Here is a 17,147-nt window from a genome sequence, read left to right as displayed (position 1 = left end):
CCCCTAGACCCCGAGGAAGTCAGAACCGGGGTTGATCTTGCCCATGATCTTGCGCAGCGCCAGCAGATCGTCGGCGTCAAGACCCAGCTGCGTTGCCAGCTCCTCGCGCATCTCGCAGGCGTTTTTCTCCAGCGCCTTGCCCGCGGCGGTGAGGTGGAAGTGCACCTTGCGGAAGTCCACCGGGTCATGCTCGCGGGTGACAAGTCCGTGCTCTTCCATGCGCTTGAGCAGCGGCGACAGTGTGCCGGAGTCGAGGTCGAGCGGTCCGGAGAGCTGCCCGATCGTCTGCCCGTCCTCGCCCCAGAGGCACACCAGCACAAGGTACTGGGCGTAGGTGATTCCCCACTCGTCGAAATAGGGGCGATACATGCGCTGCATCAGGCGCGAGCCTGTATAAAGCTGAAAACAGACATGGTTTTCAAGTTGCAAATCTTCGGTCACGTGCGCAAGTATATTGCATACAATCTAAATTTCAAAGGAGTTTGATGAGCGCACTCGCCATCACATTCAGCATCACCGCAGCGCTTGCAGCCGCCCTGCACGTCTTCATCTTCTACCTCGAGTCCTTCGCCTGGACCACCAAGGCACGCACCGTGTTCGGTACCAGCGAAGAAGATGCGATCAACACGAAGGAGATGGCGTTCAACCAGGGATTCTACAACCTTTTCCTCGCCATCGTCACCATCGCAGGCATCATCGCCTACCCAGCGAGCCACGCCGTGGGCCTGACACTTATCCTCGCAGGCATAGGCTCCATGTTCGCAGCCGCCGCGGTACTGGGCCTGACCTCCCCCGATAAGCGGGGTGCGGCCGCCAAGCAAGGCGCGCTACCCCTGCTCACCCTCGTGCTGATGGCCGTGGCCGCACTGTAGCTGCGACTTTGTCAGCGCTCGCGGCCGCGGTCGACCGTGCCTTCGCTTTCCGACGCCTACGGTTGCTTACCGAGGGGGCACACAACCCCCAGCGCCGAGGAGTGAATTAGCCAAGAACCGCCTGCGCGATCAACTGGTCGAGGCGGCGAACGTCGATCCCGCGACCCAGCTTCACCTTGATCTTGCCCGCGCGAGTCCACAGCTCAACCTCGGAGCTCATGTCGAAGGTGCCGGCGTTTTCCGAGGACCACATGTTGATCGAGGAATAAGGCAGCGAGTAGACCTCCACCTTCTTCCCGCGCAGCCCCTGCGCGTCACGTACGATCAGACGCTTGGTAGTAAACACCGCCGAGTCGCGGAAGGTCTTATACGCAGCGACCGCCTGCTCACCCGGCGCGAGCAGCGCCATCACATCGGCGGGAACCGGAATCTCTTCTACCAAGGTCCATTCGGTGATTGCAGCAGTTTCCATGCCGCCAGTATAGCCCTCGCCCCGATTCTTAGTGGCCCCAATGATGTCCTAATTGTGCGCCAGCACCTGCTCGCGCAGGATCGACATCGGGATCGAGCCCTGGGAAAGCGCCGTGGAGTGAAACTCGGCCAGGCTCATGCCGGCGGCGAGGGCGTCGTCGCGCAGCTGCTGCCACAGGCGCTGGCCCAGCGCGTAACTGGGTGCCTGGCCCGGCCAGCCCAGGTAGCGGTCGAGCTCGAAGGCGAGGTTGGCCTCGTCCATCGCCGTGTTTTCACGCAGGAAGTACTTGGCATAGGTGGCATCCCAGACACCGGTGCCCTCGGGGGTCTTCTTGCCCAGGTGGACGCCGATGTCCAAGACCACGCGTGCCGCGCGCAGCCGCTGGGCGTCGTAAAGCCCCATGAGCGTGCCTAAGTCCTCGTTGAAGCCAAGGTCGGCCATGAGCTGCTCGGCGTAGAGTGCCCAGCCCTCGCCGTGGCCGGAGTTCCAGCAGGCCTGGCGGCGCCAGAGGTTGAGGTTTTCTCGCTCCATCACGGCCTGCCCACACTGCAGATGGTGGCCGGGCACGCCCTCATGGAAGACGGTGGTCAACTCCTGCCAGGTGTGGAAGACCTCCTGACCCTGCGGCACGGACCACCACATGCGCCCGGCGCGGCTGAAGTCATCGCTCGGCGGCGTGTAGAAGATGCCGCCGGTGCCGGCCGGGTCAATTTTTGCCTCGATGGTGCGCACCGGCTCGGGGATGTCAAAGTGGGTACCGTTAAGGTTCGCGATCGCCTCGTCGGCGGTTGCCTGCATCCACTGGCGCAGGTTTTCGGTGCCCTGGATGGTGTAGCGGGGCTCGGCATTGAGCTTGGTCATGGCCTCGCGCACGCTGGTGCCCTCGCCGTAGAGCTGCGCGGCGATCGCCTTTTGCTTATCGACGATCTCCTTCAGGCGCTCCAAACCCCAGCAATAGGCCTCGTCGAGGTCGACGATATCGCCGACAAACAGATGGCTGAAACGCTGATAGCGCTCGCGGCCGACGGCATCCGAGTGCGGGGCGTGCGGCGCCAGCGTATCGGCCAACCAATCGGACAGCTCACCGAAGGCGCGCTTGGCGGAGACCACCGAGGGGTGCCCCTCCTCCAGGCCGAGGGACTCGAGCATGGAGCCGGGGTTGGCAAGCTCGCGGCACTGCTTCATCACGGCGTCGATCTGGCGCTCCGGGGCGACCTTTCCCTTGGAGGCCGCCAGGCTCAGCGAGGAGCGGTAGCCAGCAAGAGCCGCGTCTACCTTGTCCAAACGCGCGGCAATGGTGTCGATCTCCTCCGCGCTGTCTTGCGGCATGAGCAAGAAGGTGTCCCGGATCTCCTGAACCGGGGAGGCGATGTTATTGAGCGAACGGATGTCCTCACAGTGATAATGCAGGGACAGATCCAGGCACAGGCGATCCCGCATCACCTTGGCGGTGACGATGTCTACCTCGTCGAAGTCCTCATCATCATCGCTATCATCGGTTCCATCATTGAGCGCGTCGACGTCGGCGACCATCTCCCGGGTGCGGTCGGCGACCGCCTCGTAGTACTCCGGCGAGAAGTCCTGCAACTGATCATCGAATCCGCCGATGCCCCAGGCGGTGGCCTGCGTGGGCGAAAGCTGGGCGAGGTCCAAGATATAGGACTCCGCCGAGGCGTCGAGAAGGGAGGGGGTCCGCGAAGACGAGCTTCCTTGAGTCATGCTTGGCAAGTCTAGCCACTGTTGGGATGAGATACCATCCTGAACACACCCCAGCAGGTGCCCCACCAGCGCACGCTTTGGCCCCGCGTAGTCCCTTGCTTGCTACTCCCCTTACTTCCTTGCCATCCACTTCAGCCCCGGATATGTCCACGCGGCATAACCATCGAACAGCTCAGAAGGGGTGCGAGCAATCACCAGCGAGTCGATGTAGCGGGCGGGCACGAAGCCCTCCTCGCTCATGGACCGCAGCGCGCCCAGCAGCGGGGTCCAATAGTCCTCCACGTTCATCAGCGCCACCGGGCCGGTGTAGGGGCCAAGTTGCTGGCGCACGAGCACCTGGAAGAGCTCTTCGAGGGTACCCATCCCGCCGGGCAGCGCCACGTAGGCATCGGCGAGCTCTTCCATGCGCTGCTTGCGCTCGCTCATGGAGGTGGTGACCTCAAGCTGGTTAAGCCCCGGGTGGGCGATCTCCAGGTCCACCAAATCCTTCGGCATGACGCCGATGACGTGGCCGCCTTCTTCGAGGCAGGCGTTGGCCAGGATTCCCATGAGGCCGACGTCGCCGCCGCCGTAGACCAGCGCCACCTGGCGCCTGGCCAGCTCCCGCCCGAGCTCTCGGGCCGCCTCGGCGAACTCGTGGCGTTCACCGGCTGCGGAGCCGCAGTAGACGGCCACGCGGCGGATGATGGGGCCGAGCTTACGCAGCATGGTGCCATCCTCGCCGCGCGCGACGAAGTCTTGCCGCCCATATAAGGTGCGCGCTGGGTGGCCCTTTTCTGCGTTCAGGGACAGCCCCTGCCAGCCGCTTTCACGCCCGTGCCAGGCAAGTTGTTCGATGAGGAAGGCCCCTAGCCCATAGCCTTTCCAGTCCGGGTTGATGCTCAGCGTCAACTCGGGCACGTGGCTATCGACGAAGCCATAGCCGGTGAAAAAGCCCGCCCAGATGGCCGCGGCCGCGGTGCCGTCCGGCGCCTCAAGCACGAAGCCATAATCGCCGCGGGCGGGCTCAAACCCCAGGTAGTCGGCCCACTCGGGTCCTTCAAGTTCGTCCCAGCTCACCCTGTCGGCGACCCTGTTGAGGCTGCGGTGCAGCGCCAGAATCCGGATGGGTCGATCGTGTGCATCCATGGGGCGCAGCTTCAGGCCTGGCGCCGGTGGGGTGGGATCCGGCTGCTGGAACGGCGCGGCGGCCTGCACGCGGTTGGATGAAGATGGAGTCATGGCGATTAGTTTAACGGGCACAAGGCGTTTGTCCCGCTTTCAACCGCCTGCATTAACGTGCGTTTTACACTCTTGTGTCGTGACGGGGTTAACCACCTACTGAATCGTTACGAGCACCTCGCATGCGCAAATCCGTGAACAGTGACAGAACCCACTTTGCAAAGTTTGCCAATAGTCGGGGGGTGTATTGCGCTGCGTTTTAGGTTGCACTAAAATCTTGCATTGAACAGAACGGTCTATTGAAATCCAGGCCTAAACCGGGGTCCCTCCCCCCGTTTTAGACTGGACTGTCTACATCTTCTAAGCTCACCACTATGCAAAAATCAGCCACCGCCGCCAGCACACCCGCTTTCGCGCGCCCCATCACGCCAGCGGCTGTGTGCATGCACATCACCCGCCTGCGCCAGCCGGTTACCCGCTCCACCCTCGTCGAGCTCTCCGGTAAATCGCAGCCAACCGTGACCCGCGCCGTCGCCGCACTCATCGACGCCAAACTCGTCCGCGAGCGCCCCGACCTCTCCTTCCCCACCGGCCCCGGCCGGCCCACCATACCCATCGAGCTCGATCAATCTCCGTGGGTCCAGATCGGCCTTGCGGTGGGCACCAAGTCCACCTACGTCGGCGCGTACAACACCCGCGGTCAGGTTCTGCGCGAGCAATTCGTGGAGGTCACCCCCGCCCACCTCAATTCCGCCGACTTCGTTGGCACACTGACCCCGCACATTCAGGCGCTGGCCCAGGCCACCAACCTGCCGGTTTCCAGCATCGGCATGGCCACCTCCGGACATGTGTCGCGCGATGGCTTCATTACTGCGCCGAACCTCGGCTGGGATCGGGTGGACATCGGCTCACATTTGCGCAAGAACTTCTCCGCCCCGCTGACCATCACCTCTGTCATCACCGCCATCGCCGGCGCGGAGCAGCAGCTGCAGTCCCCGGAGAAGACCAACACCGTGCTGTTGTTCTACGTGGATGACACCAATGGCGCGGCCGTGCTCACCCCGGAGGGCGTGGTGCGCCTCGACGTCGCCAACACCGATTCCTACACCACCTTGGGCTCGATTGCGGTTGCCCTCGCCAAGGAGACCCAGCCCTCGACCATCGTGCTGGCAGGATCGGCCTTCGCCAACCCGCACGATGCCCGCGCCGTGGCCTTGGCCATTAAGTCCTCCCGCAACCGTGATGTGGAGCTGCGCGTCATCCCCACCCACCTGGACAATGCCCGCGCTGCCGCCCGCGCCGTGGCCTTGGATCGCCTCATCAACGACCCACTCGGCCTGGCCAAGAGGATGCATAGCGTCCTGGAGAAAGTCTAGGCTCGAGCAACCAACGACATGCCGGGTTGAATGCAGCGCGAAAAACCGGCGCCACCCTGCCCGTTGCGGGGGTGGCGCCGGTTGTGGCTTTTCCCTTGAGATAACCGGGCTAACAAGCCTGCTGGCCGATAGACCAACTATGAGCTAAAGCGCACGGCATCCAAGCTCAGAGCCTCCCCGATCCCGGCCTGCGCGGCCGCGGTTTCCACATAACGCGCGGCGTGCGGGATAAAGGAGCCGGACTGCTCGTCGGAAAGCTCGCGGCGCACCTTCGCCGGAATGCCGGCGGCCAGCGATTTCGCCGGGATCTCCTGGCCTTCCAAGACCACCGCGCCGGCGGCGATGAGACTGCCCTCGCCGACGGTCGAATGCGACAGCAACGTGGCCTTCATGCCCACCAAGGTGCCATTGCCCACGGTGGAGCCGTGCACCAAGGCCATGTGTCCCACGGTGACGTCATCGCCCAGGGTGCACGGTGCGTCGGCATCGACGTGGAGCACCGAATTGTCTTGAATGTTGGTGCGGGCACCAATGCGGATCGGGCCGATGTCGGCGCGCAGCACGCAGCCGTAGAACACCGAGGAATGCGGCCCGATCTCCACATCGCCGATGATCGTTGCATTTGGGGCGATGAACGCGGTCTCATGGATGCGCGGGGTCTTGCCGTTGCAGGGCAAGATGAGCGGGCCGTGGGGGAAGGCGTGGCCTGCGGCTGCGTGTGCATCAGTCATTGCTCGTACTCCTTGAGGGTCAACTCGACGATTTCTCGTGCCTGGTCAATGCCGGTAAACAGGTGGGCGTTCAACCCCGCGGCGAGTGCGCCTTCGAGGTAATCCGGCCGGTCATCAAAGAATAACGTCTCGGCGGCCGGCGTACCCATCGATTGCAGCGCAATGGTGAAGGCTCGTTTGTTCGGCTTTGCCACCCCGATATCGCCGGAGAAGGTCACCGAATGGAAGCGATCGAAGAAGTCGTGCTCGCGGCGCAGGTTGGCCGCCAGCGTCGCCGGCAGGTTGGACAAAATCCCCACGCGCAGGCCACGGTCGATCAGCGACAGCGCGTAGTCCACCATCTCCGGGTCGTGGGCCCGGGTGATCTGGGAGTCAAGGTCGGTCATTTCCGCCCAGTCGATCTCCTCGAGACCGGCGGCGCGGCGCACCTGCTCCCAATAGGCGCGGTCGCTGAGCTGGCCTGAGTCATAGTCCGGGCGCAGGCGGTGGTAGTGCTCCATAATCGCGGGCGAGCCGGCGCGGGCGATGAGCCTTTGTTCCTCGGCCGCGGTGGGAATCTTGAGCAGTACCCCGTAGAGGTCAAAAAGTATCGCTGTCATGCGCCCCAGTCTAGAGCGAGCCGCACAAAGGCGACGCCCGTTTGCCGACGCCTTCGGTCTGTGAACCTGGGGGCGTCAGTAAGCGGGCGCAACGCGTGAAGCTGTCGGCTTAGTAGTGATCGTCGACGCGGCGGTTGGCCTCACGGCCTGGGTGCTGCGGGAACTCCGCCGGGTAGCCCATGCCGATGACCAGGCCAACGCCACGATCGGTGCGTCCGCCCAGGCCTACGGCCTCGAGGATCTTGGACTCGTCCCAGCCGGTGGTCGGGGAGGTAGCCAGGCCTTCGGACTGTGCAGCGATCAAGGCGAAAGAACCAACCAGCATGGCATCCTTGATGGCGGTCTCGCGCAGAACCTGCTCGCTGGCGTTGGCGAAGAAGCTGTTGACATAATCGGCGCGACCCTCACCAAGGATCTGCTCCAAATCGTCCGGCACGCTCGCGCGAGCCACGGTCACCAACACGACGGGTGCGTCGCGCAGCTGCTTCTGGCCGGAGGCAGCGAAGATGGCGTCCTTAACTGCCTGGTCGCGGACGACAACAAGGTCAGCGCGCTGGGCGTTGAAGGCGGTTGGGGCCTCGAGTGCCAAGCCGACGACGCGGTCGAGGACCTCATCGGTGACGGGCTGGTCGGTGTAGGCGCGGGTGGCGCGACGGGACTCGATGGCTTCCTTGACGCTAAGCGACATAAAAAAATCTCCTTGTGAGGATCAAATCAAAGTTTGTGGATACAACACCATATTATGTTTGATCATTCCCGATTGCGCATGGATTGTTTGCACCCTCACAACCCGAAAGCCGCCACCTGACACTTCACACCGGCTCAGCAATGGCCAAGCTCCCCGTGGTAGGCGGTGGCAACCAACTGCTCCAAGACCGCAAGGTCGATGTCTTCGAGCTTGTTGACGTACACGCAGGATACGCCAGCGCTGTACTTGCCAAGACGAGCCATCGCGGGGTCCTCCTTGGGCAGGCCGTAGAGCGAAATCTTCGCCTGACGGGGCGAAAAGCCCACGATGAAGGTATCGCCCTCGCGGCCGGTGGCGTAGGTGTAGTGGCACTGCCCATAGCCGATCATCGTGGGCCCCCACATGACCGGCTCCTCCCCCGTCGCGCGGGCAAACAACTCGAGCAGGGTGCGGCCGTGCTCGATGCGGCGCGCCCAGGGCAGCTCCTCGATAAACTGCGCCGGGTTGACTGCCGTTGCGTGAGTCTTCAGGTCCGCGGCGTTGTCCCCGGTATGCCCGCGGGTGAAGGTGGCGGTGCGCTCGGGCGGCGTGGGGGCGTCGGCAAGCGAAAGGCCTTTGTCCTGCAACGCCGCGTTCAGGCGCTCGAGCCCGCGCGCGCCCACCCCGTGTAGGGAAAGCAGGTCCGGATAGCGCGCCCCGGCCAGGGACTCGAGGTTGGCAAAGCCGGCATCGGCGAGCGCGCGCTGGCAGGGTTTGCCCACCCCGGGGATGGCCGACAGTGGGGTGGTTTCCGCGCTGGTGCTGGCACGAGTCGTGGAATCGGTGCTCATGGGAACAGTTCTTTCGGCTCGATGGCTGCGCGCTGGCGCAAATCTGAGTAGGAATTGATGTATGAGCCATCCTAAGCCACATCAGCTTCCGCTTTCAGCGCGCGTGCCCGCCGCCGGGATCTTCGAGGATGACTGGCGCGCACGCCCCACCCTGGAGCACCCCTTCCCCGTGATCCTCATTCACGGCACGGGCGTCACCAAGTCGGATTGGCGCAGGCTCGGGCCGATGCTGCGCGAGGAGGGCCTGTGCGTATTCGCCCCGGACTTCGGCAAGCGCTCAACCGAACCCGTCGCCGAGTCGGCCGCGCAAGTCGCCGCCTATATCGACGCGGTCATGCGGATCACCGGCGCGGCAAAGGTCATCCTCGTCGGGCATTCCCAGGGCGGGATCATCGCCCGTTATTGGATGCATCTTCTGGGCGGGGCCGACAAGGTGCATCAGCTCATCAGCCTGTCGGTGCCCAATCACGGGACCGTGCGCGGCGGGGTGATGGGCTCGCTGGCGCGCACCAGCCGCGGCTCGGAAGTATTGAATGCAATCATTTCAAACTGGTTTGGCCCCTCCGGGTTTGAGATGATCACCGACAGCCCCCTCATCGCGGCATTGAACCAGGATGGGGACTGCCTACCGGGAGTGTATTACTCCAGCATCACCACCCGCTCCGACGCGATCATCACCCCCGTGGAGTCCTGCTTCCTTGAGGGTGACTACTCCCACAACTTCTACGTCCAAGACGAAAACCCCTATACGGTTGTGCGCCATGAAAACATGCCCTTTGATTTCCGGGTATGCCAGATGGTGCTGGGTGAGATCCTCGACTGCCCCCCTCAACCTGCCGGTGAGCCCGGTACCCAGTGGCCGCTGCCCGCGCCCGAATCCTCAGACCTTGATGCCTTAGCCGGCCCCGATGCCGACCCTAACGCCGCGCAGCAGCCAAAGAAGAAGCGACCGATGCCTCCAAAGATGCCGAAGGTGTCCGTGCCACCCTTGCCACAGGTAGCCTCTATACGACTGTCCGCGCTACCGCACCGCACCGGCACCATGCCTGGCGCCTCCTTTCATATCCCGCTACGGATTCCCGATACCGTTCGCCGCGCCCGCACGCTGCGCCGCCGCGGAAAGTAGTTCTGCTTCGCCACAGGTGGCAACCGCCGAGGCGCCACCGCGTTGCGGCATGCGTGCCGACGGTGACGCGCCCGCACGCAGCCCGGCCCCCTTTTTACTCACCGTCGCCATGTGCCCGGATGTTGCATAAGACGCTGCCCGCTTTGCGCCCAGCGGGGGTAAAACTGAGCGCGGCCTGCGTTTTTATTCACATGGACATTACAAATAGACCATGTGGTCTATTAGTGCCAAACAGAAGGGACTTGTCTTAGGCCATACGCTAGGTGTTTAATGGCGATATCACCAAGCGGAACCCTTGCTTTATCGTTTCCCAAAAATGCACCGCTTGGTCTATTAGCTTAATGTAGATCAAGGAGCCCCATGTCCACCACTACCCCCACGGCCCAGCAGGCCAAGCGCCTGCCCGGCTGGCTCACCGGCTTCGGCGCCCAAGTCACCGCTGGCCTCATCGTCGGCCTCGTCTTAGGCCTCATTGCCCGCAGCCTCGACGGCAACCTCGGTGCGGACCAGACTAGCTGGCTGACGAACCTGCTCACCTGGGTCGGTTCGACCTACGTGCAATTGCTCAAGGTCATGATTCCGCCGTTGATCCTCACCGCGGTTATCACCTCCGTGGCCAACCTGCGCCAGGTTGCCAACGCCGCCCGCCTGGCGGTGTCGACGATCGTATGGTTCGCCATTACCGCGCTCTTCTCGGTGGTCACCGGCATCGTGGTCGCACTTGTCATGCGCCCTGGCCTTAACACCAGCATCGATCCTTCCCAGGCGGCGGAGCCTTCCACCACCGGCTCATGGCTGGGCTTTATTAACTCCATCGTCCCGCAGAACTTCCTGGCCCTGGCCGCCTCCACCTCGAGTTCGGGTGGCATTTCCTTAAGCTTTAACGTGCTGCAGCTGCTGGTGATCTCCTTCGCGCTCGGCATCGCTGCTCTCAAGGCGGGCAAGGCGGCAGAACCTTTCGTCGAGTTTGCCTCCTCCCTCCTCAAGATCGTCCAGGTGGTCTTGTGGTGGATCATCCGCTTGGCCCCGATTGGCACCGCCGCCCTGATCGGCAAGGCCGTATCCACTTATGGCTGGGACGCGTTGGGAAGCCTCGGCAAGTTCGTGCTCGCCATTTACGTCGGCTTGGCCATCGTACTGGGCGTCATCTACCCGGCCGTTCTGATTGCACACAAGATTCCTGTGCTCGGCTTCTACAAGCGCGTATGGCCCGTAACCTCTCTGGGCTTTGTCACCCGTTCCTCGATGGGAGTTATGCCGGTCAACGAGCGCATCACCGAATCCATGGGTGTGCCGCGCGAATACGCCTCCTTCGCCATCCCGCTGGGCGCTACGACCAAGATGGATGGTTGCGCAGCAGTCTACCCGGCAGTTGCAGCAATTTTCGTCGCCCAGTTCTATGGCATTGATCTCAACTTCACGCACTACCTCCTCATCATCTTCGTCTCCGTCATCGGATCTGCCGCCACCGCCGGCACCACCGGTGCAACCGTCATGCTCACGCTCACCCTGTCCACCCTGGGCTTGCCGTTGTCCGGTGTTGGCCTGCTGCTCGCTATCGAGCCAATCATCGATATGGGCCGCACCGCCGTCAACGTCACCGGCCAGTCACTGTCTGCACTGATCGTCGCAAAGCGCGCGGGCATCTGGGACAAGGATGTCTGGGACGCCAACGACAACGGCGCGGCACTCGATGCCGCACCCGCAGAGGAGCTTGCACCCGCGGCCACCGCGGCGCACGACAGCGAAGCCTCCGAACCGGTACGCGCTTAAAGCCCCATTTAGCGCGCACCTTATTCAAGGTTGCTGACACAGGTTCACGTCAAAGGTGAATCAGGACTGAGGAAACGGGCACCGCCAGCGGCGGTGTCCTTTTTCTATGCCCGGCACACGACGTTGCCTCGGGCACAAGGATTCGCCCCACCCCAACGGGTTTTCTACTATCCTGTGACGGGAGACACACCGTGCACGCTGGGCGCGCACACGATCAACAAGCACCACAAGAAAGGCCGCACCCATGAAGGACACCCTCGTTCCGGGCATTACCCACACCATGACCTACCTCGTCGACGAAAAGCGCACGGTGCCGTATATCCTGCCGGAGCGGGCAGACTTCGCCGCGATGCCGCACGTGTTCGCCACCGGATTCATGACCGCCGTCATCGAAGCGGCCTGCATCGAGGCGCTCGCCCCGCATATCGACGACGACGAGGTCACCTTGGGCACGCACGTGAACTTCTCCCACCAGGCCCCCACCGTGCCCGGCTCCACCGTCACCGTGGACGTCACCCTCGAGGAGGTCAATGGTCGCGCGCTGCTATTTAGTATCACCGCCCGCGATGAATACGCGGTCATCTCCACCGGCACCCACCAGCGCGGGCTGGTCAATCGCGAGCGTTTCCTCAGCAAGCTCCCCACGAAGAAATCTTAAATAAGGACCTCGACCCCGCCCATGGTCGATGGGAAGGGCCAAGGTCTATGCGGCCGAGGTCACCCCGATGTCGCCTATGCGTGTGGCCAAGGCGTTAGCCGCATCCGGGTCGCGGTCTTTAGATGGAGGATCCGAAGCTTGACAGCAGGCTTGAACCGGAACTTGCCCCCGATCCCGATTCGGTATCTGGGGTCGGATCGGGGATGACCACGCCCGGATAACCGGCATTTATGTTCGGCTCGTCATAGGGCAAGGCACTCTCGACAACCGTGGGGCGTGGGCCAGCAGCAGCTCCGGGCGCCGGCTCCCAATGAGCAATGAGCGCCTTGATGTAGTCGACGTGCGGGAGGACGCGGCTTTCTTCCCCGCCGGCGCCGAGGCGATCGCCGCAAACATCGTTGCCCTCGCCCAGGGAATGCACACCGTAGAGCGTGTTGTCCTTATGGAAGGGCGAACCGGAGTCACCCGGGCAGCCTTGATACTTGGTGGTCGACTCGGTCCAATAGACTTTGTCGTAGTAGGTTCCCCGATCAAACAGCTGCTGAACCGCGTATAAGGCCTCGGTGGCATATACCTGCCCGCCATATCCGGTAATAGTTGCCACTTCGCCCACCCCAAGTTCGCGGGCAGGAAGGTTGAAGGCATCGGCTTGAATACCTTCGCCCACGTGTAGCACCATGATGTCCGCATTCGGGTCGACGAAGGAATACTTAATGACGGGGGCTACCTCAGCGGCGTTTTGCCGCAAGCGCATGACCGTGACATCTGTTGCCGCCGTGAGGCAGTGCGCGGCAGTCAGCCAGGTGTTGCTGCCAATGTATTCGGCGGTGCAGCTGCCAGCGAATACCTCGTTGCCCTCCGCATCGGAGGTGTAGGCGAGGTATTGGGCAACACGATTGTCGTCGCTTTGCACCGGATTGCTGGTCTGGAGCGTCATCTGTGGCGCGGAATCCACGGATTGCGCTTCTTGCGCTACTGCCAGCGGGGCTTGAATCAGCGTTGCCGCGACGGCCATACTGCACGCGCCACGAGCCATGCGCCTAAAGCCAACCATTATTGCTCCTCAATAATCAAAGAGATTCACAGGACTTTTCTCATCTTCCATTCAGGCTAGTTTAGTCCACTGCTTCGCATGGGTATTCAACGCGCAAAGTCTGCATAGACTAAGGCACCAGCTAGACGAAGGCCACACAGGGTGCAGGCAGCGTCGCTAGCATGGACCCCATGCGCCTTCCCTTTTCCCAAGTCGATGTTTTCCACACCGGCCCCTGTACCGGCAACCCCCTGGCCGTCGTCCACGATGCTGACGACCTCAGCGACGAACAGATGCAGGCCTTCGCCAACTGGACCAACCTGAGCGAGACCGCCTTCTTATCGCACCCTACCCACCCGGATGCGGACTACCGGGTGCGCATCTTTACTCCTCACTACGAGCTGCCCTTCGCCGGTCACCCCACCTTGGGCTCCGCCTACGCCTACCTAAGCCGCTCGGGAACCAGCACCGATCACCTCGTCCAAGAGTGCGGGATTGGCCTAGTGGAGGTGCGCGTCGACTCCAGTGGTGCGCAACCCGTCTTCGCCTTCAAGGCCCCTGCATTGATCGAGGAGCGCGAGCCCACCGAGGCCGAGCTTGAGCAGGCGCTGCGCGGGCTGGGGCTGGATCACACGCAGGTGCGCGATGCCCATTGGCTTGTCAACGGGCCCCGCTTCTTAGGCCTCGTCCTCGATAGCGTCGACTCCCTGCGCGGGGTCGAGCCCAACTATGATCTCCTCGCCACGGTCACCGGGACCGGTATCGGGCTCTACGCCTTCGCCGAGGGCGAGCCCTTCGACGCCGAGGTACGCGCGTTGATACCCGGCATCGGCGAGGACCCGGTCACCGGCTCGCTCAACGCGGGCTTTGCCCGGTGGCTGGGTGAGACGGAACGGCTGCCCGCAACGATGACCGTGCGCCAAGGCACCATGGTGGGTCGCCGCGGCGAGGTTCGAGTCACTTCCGAGACGGGGAGCCAGTCCAACAACTACTGGATCGGCGGGGCCTGCCAGGCCCTTATCGACGGTAGCGTCGACCTCTAGCAATCCCCACCGCTGCCCACTGTTGCCCACTGTGGCCTGTGCGTATTCCTAGCGAAACGGCACCTCGCCGATGGTGCGGCGCAGCTTCCTGGTGCGCAGCTTCTCCGGGTTGGCGGCCAGCTTCTCCACCGCGCGCACGGCGCACATGACGTGCGCCTCCTTGGAGTTGGTGTAGAAGGTCTGGGCCGCAGCCGGTAGCTTGGGCACCGCGTGCAGCGGCAGGTCGGAGACGCTCAGCAGGGTGCCGTAGGGGATGCGGTAGCGGTAGCCGTTGGCCGCCAGCGTCGCCGATTCCATGTCGCAGGCCGCGGCCGTGGACCCACGCAGCAGCTCCCACAGCTTCTTCGGCGTGTGCCACTCCCAGTTGCGGTCGTCGGTGGACAGCACAGTTCCGGTGCGCATGAGCTGCAGGTCCTCGCCATAGATCTTGCGCACGGCCTTCTCTAAGGCCTTTTGCACCTCTGGCACGGCGGGAATCGGCAACTCCAGCGGGATGTGTCCGTCGAGCAAGTGATCGTCGCGCTGATAGGCGTTGCCCAGGATGAGGTCGCCGATACGCATGCGTCCGTCGAGGCCTGCGCAGTGGCCAATCATCACCCAGGCTTCCGGACGCAGCACAGCAAGGCAGTCGGTGATGGTCTTGGCATTCGAAGGCCCTACGCCGATATTGATCATGGTGATGCCCATATGATCGTCGGCGATGAGATCCAGTCGCGGCATCTGATGCCCCGTCTGCAGATTGATGGCATCCGCATCCGCCCCTGCGGCAGCCTCGCGGTCGATGCGGTGGCCGTCGGAAAGCATCAACGCCCGATACCTGGAACCGTCACGGTTGAGCTCGGCCAGCGCGAAGCGGAGGAACTCGCGCGTGTGCATGGCGTAGTTGGTAAACAGGATGTAGCGCTGTACCGTATCCGGCGCGATGCCGGTGTAGTGACTGATGCGCGCGCAGGCGATGTCGAAGCGCTGCGGGGTGAAATGGAAAAGCGGCTTCTCCGCGCCGTGGAAGGCCTCCCAGTCACCGTCGATGATCGCGTCGTCGACGTCATCCAAGGTTGGCCGCGGCACGAACTCGCCGGTGTCGCCGGCCCGGCGCGCCTCGCTTAGGCCCTCGATGCCGTCGATGTACTCCGGCGGGATGCGCACATCGGAGGCCACCACCTCGATCTCGCACTCATAGTTGCAGCTCAGGCGCTCAAGCTGGGCGCTTAGGTACTGCCGCATGAGCCCCGGGCGCGAGAGCACCGCGGAATAGACGCCGGCCTCGTCGACGTAGCCATAGGCCTGGGTGCGGTCGATCGGATGCCAGCTTTTGACCGTGACGATCAGCTTGGGATAGACCACCTCGGCATAACGAGCGTAGTCTCCGGTTTCGAAGACCTCGCGGGCGATTCGGGTGGATTCCTCGTAGATCTCCACCAGCTTGTCTACCGCTGCCACAACATCCATGTTTGCTTCCTCCTCATAACCCGCCCCCACTTACCTTGGGTGCGGTGGCCACGTCCTCCTGACGGGCCCCTACTTTCGCTCTTGGTTCTCCTCGAGCTTAATGCCGCCGCGTGGATCGCGCTTGGCGAATGCCACACCCGCCCCGCAACGCTTGGGCTAAACGCTAGGGTGCACTTTCAGAGCCCACAGATTTGTCGGCGACAGCACCCTCAACCGCGCACACCCACGTCGAGCACCCTTTCAAGCGCTCGGAAGCATCCACCAAAAACGCCTCAGAAAATCCCAGAAAACCTACAACCAACTGCGTATATTCAGGCCATTTCCGTTTTCTACGAAACAATTCCCCGCTCCCGGCTCAGGCCGCATGCACGCCTAGCGGCGCTAGCCCAGTCGTAGGTACTCGCCCAGATACGGCAGGGTGAAGGTGAGGTAGTCGTGGCGGAGCGCGGTGACGAGATGGTGTTCAGCCTCCTGTCGCCGAAAAAGACTGATGAAATACCGAAGCCTTGTCGAAAAGAGTTGTTGTGGAGATACATGTGCTCCTCGCTCGGCCAAACGGCTTTAGATTCTTTAGGTTCTTTAGATTTCACCATCACCGCAGCTACATCGCCTTTTTTTGCTTGCCGACGGCCACAGGCGGCCACCGGAGGCGTCGGCAAGCATGCGCGCATTGACTACAACCGCGCATCGACCGCCTCCAGCGCGGGGCGCAGCTGGTTGCGCCACACCGTATCCACGCGATCATCGGCACGGCCCGGCCCGCCGTTGATGACCGAAACCTCCTTGCCCTGCTTAATCGCATCCAACACGATGCGCATGCCGCTCATGACCGCGAGCGACGAACCCGCCACCAGCACAGACTCCGACTCCGCAAGCATGCCCGCCACCTGCTGCTTGCGCTCATTCGGCACCGGCTCGCCGAAGTAGACCACGTCCGGTTTCAGCAGCGAGGAACCACAGTTTACGCAGCCAAGCAGCTGGAAACGCGCAACGTCTTCCTCCGCTAGGGCGACGTCACCATCTGGGTTGACCATCGAGGCGTCGATGGCAATCGAGTCCATATACCCCCGGTTCGCGGCCTCCAAGCGGGTGTCGAACAAGCGCCGATCCTCCTTGAAACCGCAGTTCAGGCACACCACCGTGGACATGTCCCCATGCAGTGTCACCACATGCTTCGACCCCGCCGCCTGATGCAGCCCGTCGACGTTTTGCGTGACGATCCCGTGTACCGCGCCGGCGTTCTCCCACGCCGCAATGAGCTCGTGCACCCGATTCGGGCGGGCCGCATCCATGTGCCGCCAGCCGATAAAGCTTCGCGCCCAATAGCGATGCAATGCCGCCGGGTCATAGCGAAACTCCTGGTAGGTCATGGGGCGATGCCGCGAGAGCGAGCCGCGCGGCCCGCGATAATCCGGGATGCCGGAATCCGTAGACACCCCCGCGCCGGTGACCACCAGCACGCCCCCGCGCCCCAACTGGGCGACGACACGCTCCAGCGCCACCTGAGGATCGGTGGGCTCAACCTTCTCCTCCACCACCCGCGCGATCGAACGCAGCGCGGAGGCATGCGCCATGGCAACAGCAGGGTCTTCCATGTCCGCCATTGTGGAACCGTCA

The 17,147-nt window shown here is 63.0% G+C and carries 16 protein-coding genes and 1 pseudogene; 6 read left to right on the top strand and 11 right to left on the bottom strand.

Features of this window, described 5'->3' with window-relative positions; translation table 11 throughout:
* Nucleotides 1-3 precede the first annotated feature (3 nt).
* Nucleotides 4-441: a MarR family winged helix-turn-helix transcriptional regulator gene (locus PAB09_RS00620; protein WP_271034196.1), complete on the bottom strand. Its 438-nt coding sequence runs from the start codon at nt 439-441 to the stop codon at nt 4-6.
* A gap of 44 nt (nt 442-485) precedes the next feature.
* Here PAB09_RS00620 and PAB09_RS00615 point away from each other — a divergent pair, with 44 nt between their 5' ends.
* A complete protein-coding gene (locus PAB09_RS00615) occupies nt 486-872 on the top strand; it encodes a DUF1304 domain-containing protein (RefSeq protein ID WP_271034195.1) in 387 nt (128 codons plus the stop codon).
* Nucleotides 873-978: 106 nt separating this feature from the next.
* On the opposite strand, the gene PAB09_RS00610 is transcribed toward PAB09_RS00615, so the two are convergent.
* From PAB09_RS00610 to PAB09_RS00600, 3 genes are all read right to left on the bottom strand, one after another.
* Nucleotides 979-1,344, bottom strand: a complete 366-nt coding sequence (locus tag PAB09_RS00610; RefSeq protein WP_271034194.1) for a PH domain-containing protein — start codon at nt 1,342-1,344, stop codon at nt 979-981.
* 48 nt (nt 1,345-1,392) lie between these two features.
* On the bottom strand, nt 1,393-3,063 hold the full coding sequence (locus PAB09_RS00605; protein WP_271034193.1) for a DUF885 domain-containing protein: 1,671 nt from the start codon (nt 3,061-3,063) through the stop codon (nt 1,393-1,395).
* A 111-nt stretch (nt 3,064-3,174) separates the two neighbouring features.
* Nucleotides 3,175-4,284 carry a TIGR00730 family Rossman fold protein gene (locus PAB09_RS00600; RefSeq protein WP_271034192.1) on the bottom strand — a complete coding sequence of 370 codons (1,110 nt, stop codon included), beginning with the start codon at nt 4,282-4,284 and terminating at the stop codon, nt 3,175-3,177.
* A 314-nt stretch (nt 4,285-4,598) separates the two neighbouring features.
* On the opposite strand from PAB09_RS00600, the gene PAB09_RS00595 reads away from it, so the two are divergent.
* Complete coding sequence (locus tag PAB09_RS00595; RefSeq protein ID WP_271034191.1) at nt 4,599-5,600, top strand: ROK family protein; 1,002 nt, start codon at nt 4,599-4,601, stop codon at nt 5,598-5,600.
* Nucleotides 5,601-5,737: 137 nt separating this feature from the next.
* On the opposite strand, the gene PAB09_RS00590 is transcribed toward PAB09_RS00595, so the two are convergent.
* The 4 genes from PAB09_RS00590 to PAB09_RS00575 form a co-directional block, all read right to left on the bottom strand.
* Entirely contained in the window at nt 5,738-6,331 is a 594-nt protein-coding gene (locus tag PAB09_RS00590; protein WP_271034190.1) for a gamma carbonic anhydrase family protein, read from the bottom strand.
* Nucleotides 6,328-6,930 (bottom strand): HAD family hydrolase, encoded by a 603-nt coding sequence (locus PAB09_RS00585; RefSeq protein ID WP_271034189.1) that lies wholly within the window; start codon nt 6,928-6,930, stop codon nt 6,328-6,330. The genes PAB09_RS00590 and PAB09_RS00585 overlap by 4 nt, the downstream gene beginning before the upstream one ends.
* A gap of 109 nt (nt 6,931-7,039) precedes the next feature.
* Nucleotides 7,040-7,618, bottom strand: a complete 579-nt coding sequence (locus PAB09_RS00580; protein WP_271034188.1) for a nitroreductase family protein — start codon at nt 7,616-7,618, stop codon at nt 7,040-7,042.
* Nucleotides 7,619-7,752: 134 nt separating this feature from the next.
* Complete coding sequence (locus tag PAB09_RS00575; protein ID WP_271034187.1) at nt 7,753-8,448, bottom strand: DUF1801 domain-containing protein; 696 nt, start codon at nt 8,446-8,448, stop codon at nt 7,753-7,755.
* A 61-nt stretch (nt 8,449-8,509) separates the two neighbouring features.
* Here PAB09_RS00575 and PAB09_RS00570 point away from each other — a divergent pair.
* From PAB09_RS00570 to PAB09_RS00560, 3 genes and pseudogenes are all read left to right on the top strand, one after another.
* Nucleotides 8,510-9,262: pseudogene (locus PAB09_RS00570) on the top strand (esterase/lipase family protein); the annotation flags it as partial.
* Between the two features lie 672 nt (nt 9,263-9,934).
* Complete coding sequence (locus PAB09_RS00565) at nt 9,935-11,347, top strand: dicarboxylate/amino acid:cation symporter (protein ID WP_271034185.1); 1,413 nt, start codon at nt 9,935-9,937, stop codon at nt 11,345-11,347.
* 244 nt (nt 11,348-11,591) lie between these two features.
* The gene (locus PAB09_RS00560; protein WP_271034184.1) at nt 11,592-12,005 is read left to right on the top strand and encodes a thioesterase family protein; all 414 of its coding nucleotides are present in this window, start codon (nt 11,592-11,594) and stop codon (nt 12,003-12,005) included.
* A 118-nt stretch (nt 12,006-12,123) separates the two neighbouring features.
* Here PAB09_RS00560 and PAB09_RS00555 read toward each other — a convergent pair whose 3' ends face one another.
* A complete protein-coding gene (locus tag PAB09_RS00555) occupies nt 12,124-13,059 on the bottom strand; it encodes a S1 family peptidase (protein ID WP_271034183.1) in 936 nt (311 codons plus the stop codon).
* 170 nt (nt 13,060-13,229) lie between these two features.
* Between PAB09_RS00555 and PAB09_RS00550 the strand changes: the two genes are divergently transcribed.
* Nucleotides 13,230-14,081 carry a PhzF family phenazine biosynthesis protein gene (locus PAB09_RS00550; RefSeq protein ID WP_271034182.1) on the top strand — a complete coding sequence of 284 codons (852 nt, stop codon included), beginning with the start codon at nt 13,230-13,232 and terminating at the stop codon, nt 14,079-14,081.
* 48 nt (nt 14,082-14,129) lie between these two features.
* Here PAB09_RS00550 and amn read toward each other — a convergent pair whose 3' ends face one another.
* Both amn and PAB09_RS00540 read right to left on the bottom strand, forming a co-directional pair.
* Nucleotides 14,130-15,530, bottom strand: coding sequence for an AMP nucleosidase (amn, locus tag PAB09_RS00545; protein WP_271034181.1), 1,401 nt, complete (start codon nt 15,528-15,530; stop codon nt 14,130-14,132).
* Between the two features lie 674 nt (nt 15,531-16,204).
* Nucleotides 16,205-17,125 carry a Sir2 family NAD-dependent protein deacetylase gene (locus PAB09_RS00540; RefSeq protein WP_271034180.1) on the bottom strand — a complete coding sequence of 307 codons (921 nt, stop codon included), beginning with the start codon at nt 17,123-17,125 and terminating at the stop codon, nt 16,205-16,207.
* Between the last annotated feature and the right edge of the window lie 22 nt (nt 17,126-17,147).

The sequence above is a fragment of the Corynebacterium sp. SCR221107 genome (genome assembly GCF_027886475.1).
Taxonomy (GTDB): Bacteria; Actinomycetota; Actinomycetes; order Mycobacteriales; family Mycobacteriaceae; genus Corynebacterium.
The sequence above is the reverse complement of the archived record's forward strand: the minus strand, read 5'-3'. Positions and strand labels throughout refer to the sequence as shown.

Bases quoted from the DNA above. Each gene is read 5' to 3' on its own strand.
- PAB09_RS00600 (WP_271034192.1), bottom strand. From the start codon at position 4,284: ATGACTCCATCTTCATCCAACCGCGTGCAGGCCGCCGCGCCGTTCCAG.
- PAB09_RS00555 (WP_271034183.1), bottom strand. From the start codon at position 13,059: ATGGTTGGCTTTAGGCGCATGGCTCGTGGCGCGTGCAGTATGGCCGTC.
- PAB09_RS00560 (WP_271034184.1), top strand. From the start codon at position 11,592: ATGAAGGACACCCTCGTTCCGGGCATTACCCACACCATGACCTACCTC.
- PAB09_RS00580 (WP_271034188.1), bottom strand. From the start codon at position 7,618: ATGTCGCTTAGCGTCAAGGAAGCCATCGAGTCCCGTCGCGCCACCCGC.
- PAB09_RS00540 (WP_271034180.1), bottom strand. From the start codon at position 17,125: ATGGAAGACCCTGCTGTTGCCATGGCGCATGCCTCCGCGCTGCGTTCG.
- PAB09_RS00615 (WP_271034195.1), top strand. From the start codon at position 486: ATGAGCGCACTCGCCATCACATTCAGCATCACCGCAGCGCTTGCAGCC.
- PAB09_RS00595 (WP_271034191.1), top strand. From the start codon at position 4,599: ATGCAAAAATCAGCCACCGCCGCCAGCACACCCGCTTTCGCGCGCCCC.
- PAB09_RS00585 (WP_271034189.1), bottom strand. From the start codon at position 6,930: ATGACAGCGATACTTTTTGACCTCTACGGGGTACTGCTCAAGATTCCC.
- PAB09_RS00565 (WP_271034185.1), top strand. From the start codon at position 9,935: ATGTCCACCACTACCCCCACGGCCCAGCAGGCCAAGCGCCTGCCCGGC.
- PAB09_RS00575 (WP_271034187.1), bottom strand. From the start codon at position 8,448: ATGAGCACCGATTCCACGACTCGTGCCAGCACCAGCGCGGAAACCACC.
- PAB09_RS00610 (WP_271034194.1), bottom strand. From the start codon at position 1,344: ATGGAAACTGCTGCAATCACCGAATGGACCTTGGTAGAAGAGATTCCG.
- PAB09_RS00550 (WP_271034182.1), top strand. From the start codon at position 13,230: ATGCGCCTTCCCTTTTCCCAAGTCGATGTTTTCCACACCGGCCCCTGT.
- amn (WP_271034181.1), bottom strand. From the start codon at position 15,530: ATGGATGTTGTGGCAGCGGTAGACAAGCTGGTGGAGATCTACGAGGAA.
- PAB09_RS00605 (WP_271034193.1), bottom strand. From the start codon at position 3,063: ATGACTCAAGGAAGCTCGTCTTCGCGGACCCCCTCCCTTCTCGACGCC.
- PAB09_RS00590 (WP_271034190.1), bottom strand. From the start codon at position 6,331: ATGACTGATGCACACGCAGCCGCAGGCCACGCCTTCCCCCACGGCCCG.